Source organism: Rhodococcus sp. HM1 (assembly GCF_023218075.1).
GTDB lineage: Bacteria > Actinomycetota > Actinomycetes > Mycobacteriales > Mycobacteriaceae > Rhodococcus.
Map to the genome: position 1 here is coordinate 1 of NZ_JALPTB010000147.1, position 4,515 is coordinate 4,515.

A 4,515-nucleotide genomic window follows, 5' to 3' on the forward strand; every position below is an offset into this window, starting at 1 on the left:
CGCGGCGTATATGCGGTGGCGCAATGCCCGTGCCGAACCGAAAACCCGATTCGCCCCGGACTCGCCGATCCGATCGTGGACCGAGTACCCGTATTATCCGGCCAAGGTTGCGTGACGAGCCACTAGCGCATGCTGCGACCACTCTGTACCACCGACGTGCACGCCCACGCAGACCAGCATCTTGTACCGGCCTCCAAACAGCCATCGACAAGAACGTGCGGTCTACCGGCTCGACTTCGTATCGTGTGGATCCGCAGAACCGCCAACCTCCGCCAACCGTCGAGCCTTTTGTGCGCGAACGGTTCTGCACTCCGATGGTCCACCACTCTCCCGCATTCACACGAGAAGAGAGCACATCATGTCGTTGAACGGAAAGATCGCCATCGTCACCGGCGCCGCCCGGGGCATCGGGCAGGCCACCGCCAAACGTCTCGCCTCCGAGGGCGCCACCGTCATCGCCGCGGACATCCAGGACGCCTCCGCCACCGTCGACGCCATCGCGCAACTCGGCGGCAAGGCCCATGCCTATGAACTCGATGTCCGGGTCATGAACAGCTGGGCCGATACCGTCCGCGAGGTGATCGACGGGCACGGGCGCGTCGACCTGCTCGCCAACGTTGCCGGGGTGGTCAACATGCTCAGCGAGGACAGCGTCGTCGGGCTCACCGAGGAGGCCTGGGACAACGTCATCAACACCGACCTCAAGGGTGTCTGGCTCGGCATGCGGGCCGTCATCCCCCACATGATCGAGCGCGGTGGCGGCCGCATCGTGAACATCTCCTCGATGGCCGCGCTGCGGGGCCTGCCCAATCTCGCCTCCTACTCGGCGGCGAAGGGCGGGGTGGTGTCGCTGACCAAGCAGGCCGCCTTCGAGTACGGCCCGCACAACATCCTCATCAACGCGATCTGCCCGGGCACCATCGACACCCCGATCCTGGCGGACATCACCGACGAGATGCGCGAGGCCAACGCGAACGCGCACATCGTGCGGCGCCTGGGTCTGCCGGAGGAGATCGCCTCGATGGTCGCCTATCTCATGCGTGAGGGCAGCTTCCTCACCGGCGAGATCTACCCGGTCGACGGCGGCTGGGCCGCCAAGGGCAATTTCTGACCGCCCCGGATTTTCGACCTCCCTTTTGGATCCTTCGACAATCCCGTCGGTCCCGGTGCCTTCCCACGCCGGGACCGACATCTCATTCTGTGACCCACGACATAGTTCGGCCTGATGCAACGACGATCGAGGAGAGCCTCCGTGACCGATCAATCCTGCTCCTTCGGCCTGTGGTACGACTTCCGGAATCCCGCGCGGTGGCCGCGCACCTTCACTCGCTTCTACGAGGAGACCCTCGAGCAGATCGTCTGGGCCGAAAGCCGCGGCATCGACTCGGTCTGGCTCACCGAACACCACTTCATGGCCGACGGGTACACCCCGTCGCCGTTCGTGCTCGCCGGCGCAATCGGGGCCCGCACCCGCTCGTTGCGCATCGGCACCAACCTCATTGTCTCCCCGCTGCACAACCCGATCCGCCTCGCCGAGGACGCCGCGACCCTGTCGCTGCTCACCAGTGGACGTTTCGATCTCGGGGTGGGCCAGGGCTATTGGCAGCCGGAATTCGACGCCTTCGGACGGTCACTGCGACACCGCCCCAGTCTCCTCGAGGAAGGCGTCGACCTGATTCGGCGGGCGTGGTCGGGGGCGTCCGCCGAATTCCACGGCAAGCGTTACGACTTCCCGGCCCTGCCGGTCACCCCACGCCCAGAATCCACCCCGCAGCTGCTCGTCGGCGCGATGGCCGAACCCGCGATCGAACGGGTGGCACGCATCGCCGACGGGTTCCTCAGCACCCAGAACGTGCACCACGAAGCCTATCTCGACGCGCTCGAACGTACGGGACGCTCCCGGGAGGAGGGCCGCATCTACGCCGGTCAGTGGGCGATCGTCGCCGAGGATCCCGAACGCGAGTGGGCCCGCATCGGCGAGCACGCGCTCTACCAGATCAACGGCTACATCGAGATGGGCGCCTTCGGCCCGCCCGAGTCCACCCCGACCTTCGCGACCTCCCAGGATCTACTCGACGCCGGCTCGTTCGTGCTGTGGGACGCCGACACCGCCGTGAAGGAACTGACCAGCCTGCTGTGCGAGCGCCCGCAGATCAAGGACGTGCACTTCTGGGCGCAGCTGCCCGGCGAATCGGTCGAAAGCGGTTCGGCCCGCATCGAACTGCTCACCGCGAAAGTGATCCCGCAGGTACGTGCGGCGGTCGCCGCCGCCCGGCAGGAGGTGACCGCATGACCCCGCCGCCGGCCACCGGCTCCACCTCTCCGCTGCTCATCACCGACTTCCTCTACCGCGCCTGTGATCTTTTCGCCGCGAAGACGATCACCGAGTACCGGGACGGCGAGAAGGTCCACGAATACACCTACGGCGAGTACGCCGACCGGGTGCTGCGCCTGGCGCAGGCGTTGATCGACCTCGGGGTGCAGCCCGGCGACCGGATCGCCACGCTGGCGTGGAACCACCACCGTCACCTCGAGCTGTACATGGCCGCACCGCTGGCCGGGGCGGTGCTGCACACGCTCAACCTGCGGCTCGAAGCCGACGAGATCGCCTACATCGTCGACCACGCCGACGACCGGGTGGTCTTCGCCGACTCGTCGCTGCTGCCCCTGCTCGACACCGCCCGGACGCGCCGCCCCGGCATGCCCGTGCTCACCACCGACGGCGACATCCCGGGCCTGTGCTCGCAGGACGAACTGATCGCCGCCGCATCCCCGCTGCCGGAACCGGTGCCGCGCGACGAGAACGACCTGGCCGCACTGTGCTACACCTCGGGCACCACCGGATCCCCCAAGGGCGTGGGCTATTCGCATCGCGCCCTGTACCTGCACACCTTCACCGCGTGCCTGGCCGACGGGCACGCGATCAGCGAACGCGACACCGTCTGCCACATCGTGCCGATGTTCCACGCCAACGCCTGGGGCATCCCCTTCGCCGCGTTGATGACCGGCGCGAACCAGGTGCTGCCCGGACCGCACCCGGCGGTGCCCGACCTCGCGGCGATCCTGGCGGCCGAGCAGGTCACGTACACCGGCATGGTCCCCACCGTCGCGGTGGACCTGGTGCACCACGCCCTCGCCGAACAGATCGACCTGACCTGTCTGCGGGCACTGGTACTCGGCGGCTCCACCCCCATCCCAGAGCTGATCCGCAGCATCGAGGAAGACCTCGGCGTGCGCGCCTACCAGGGCTGGGGCATGACCGAGCTGTCACCGATGGGCACCTTCGCGCGGCCCCCACGCTCGGCCGACGACGACCCGCAGCGCCGCTACGAGTACGTCCGCCGGCAGGGCCGGTTGCTGCCCGGCCTGCACTGGAAGCTCGTCGACGACGACGGCGCTGTAGTTCCCCACAACGGCATCGACCGCGGGGAACTGCTCATGCGCGGACCCTGGGTCGCCGAACGCTACTACCGCGACGAACACCCCGAGGCGTTCGTCGACGGCTGGCTACGCACCGGCGACATCGCCACCATCGACCCCGAGGGCTATCTGACGATCGTGGACCGGGCCAAGGACCTGATCAAGAGCGGCGGCGAGTGGATCAGCTCCGTCGCCCTCGAACAGGCTCTGACGACAATCCCGCAGGTCGCCGAAGCCGCGGTGATCGCGGTGCCGCACGAACGCTGGCAGGAACGCCCGCTGGCGTTCGTCGTGCCCGCGGACGGCGCGCACCTCGATCCGGAGCAGGTCCGCGCGGCGCTGGCCGAGCGGGTGCCGCGCTGGTGGCTGCCCGAACAGGTCGTGGTCGTGGACTCCTTGCCGCGCACCAGCGTCGGCAAGCTCGACAAGAAGACCCTGCGCAGCCGGGCCGGCGACGGGTTGTTTGTGGATCCCCACAAGACGGCCTCGGCGACCTCGTCCACGTGACGCGGCTCACGTTCTAGCGTCGGTGCCACACCGGCCCCGCCGAAGAAGAAGGGGCGTTCGTCGTCGCCAGGAGGAGCTCTCGTGAAGTTCGGCATCTTCTACGTCCTCGAATGCCCCGACCACGACTTCCCGCGCGCCTACCGCGAGATGCTCGAACAGGTCGAATACGCCGAGAAACTGGGCTTCGACGAGGTGTGGCTGGCCGAACACCACGGCAGCGACTACGGTTCCATGCCCTCCCCGCAGGTGGCGGCGGCCGCCATCGCGCAACGCACGCAGCGCATGCGCATCGGGATCGCGGTGAGCAACCTGACCTTCGACTGGCCGGTGCGCATCGCCGAGGACTACGCGATGGTCGACGTGCTCTCCGACGGGCGCCTCGACTTCGGCGTCGGCCGCGGCTACCAACCCCAGGAGTTCCGCAACATGGGTGTCGGCGACCTGCAGGGCGCGAGCCGGGACATGTTCACCGAAGCCCTCGAGATCGTGCGCGGGCTGTGGAGCAAGCCTGCGGGACAACCGTTCTCATACCACGGCAAACACTTCGACCTCGAGGACGTCGACTGCCGCCCCACCCCGGTGCAGCGC

At 67.9% G+C, this 4,515-nt stretch carries 4 protein-coding genes; all 4 read left to right on the plus strand.

Going from position 1 to position 4,515, the window contains the following annotated elements; translation table 11 throughout:
• Nucleotides 1–358 precede the first annotated feature (358 nt).
• Complete coding sequence (locus tag M1M07_RS32000) at nucleotides 359–1,111, plus strand: SDR family NAD(P)-dependent oxidoreductase (RefSeq protein WP_248676733.1); 753 nt, start codon at nucleotides 359–361, stop codon at nucleotides 1,109–1,111.
• Between the two features lie 141 nt (nucleotides 1,112–1,252).
• Entirely contained in the window at nucleotides 1,253–2,293 is a 1,041-nt protein-coding gene (locus M1M07_RS32005; protein ID WP_248676734.1) for an LLM class flavin-dependent oxidoreductase, read from the plus strand.
• Nucleotides 2,290–3,927, plus strand: coding sequence for a long-chain fatty acid--CoA ligase (locus M1M07_RS32010; RefSeq protein WP_248676735.1), 1,638 nt, complete (start codon nucleotides 2,290–2,292; stop codon nucleotides 3,925–3,927). The genes M1M07_RS32005 and M1M07_RS32010 overlap by 4 nt, the downstream gene beginning before the upstream one ends.
• An 81-nt stretch (nucleotides 3,928–4,008) precedes the next feature.
• Nucleotides 4,009–4,515: LLM class flavin-dependent oxidoreductase (locus M1M07_RS32015; protein ID WP_248676736.1), on the plus strand; the 507-nt coding region annotated here is incomplete at its 3' end.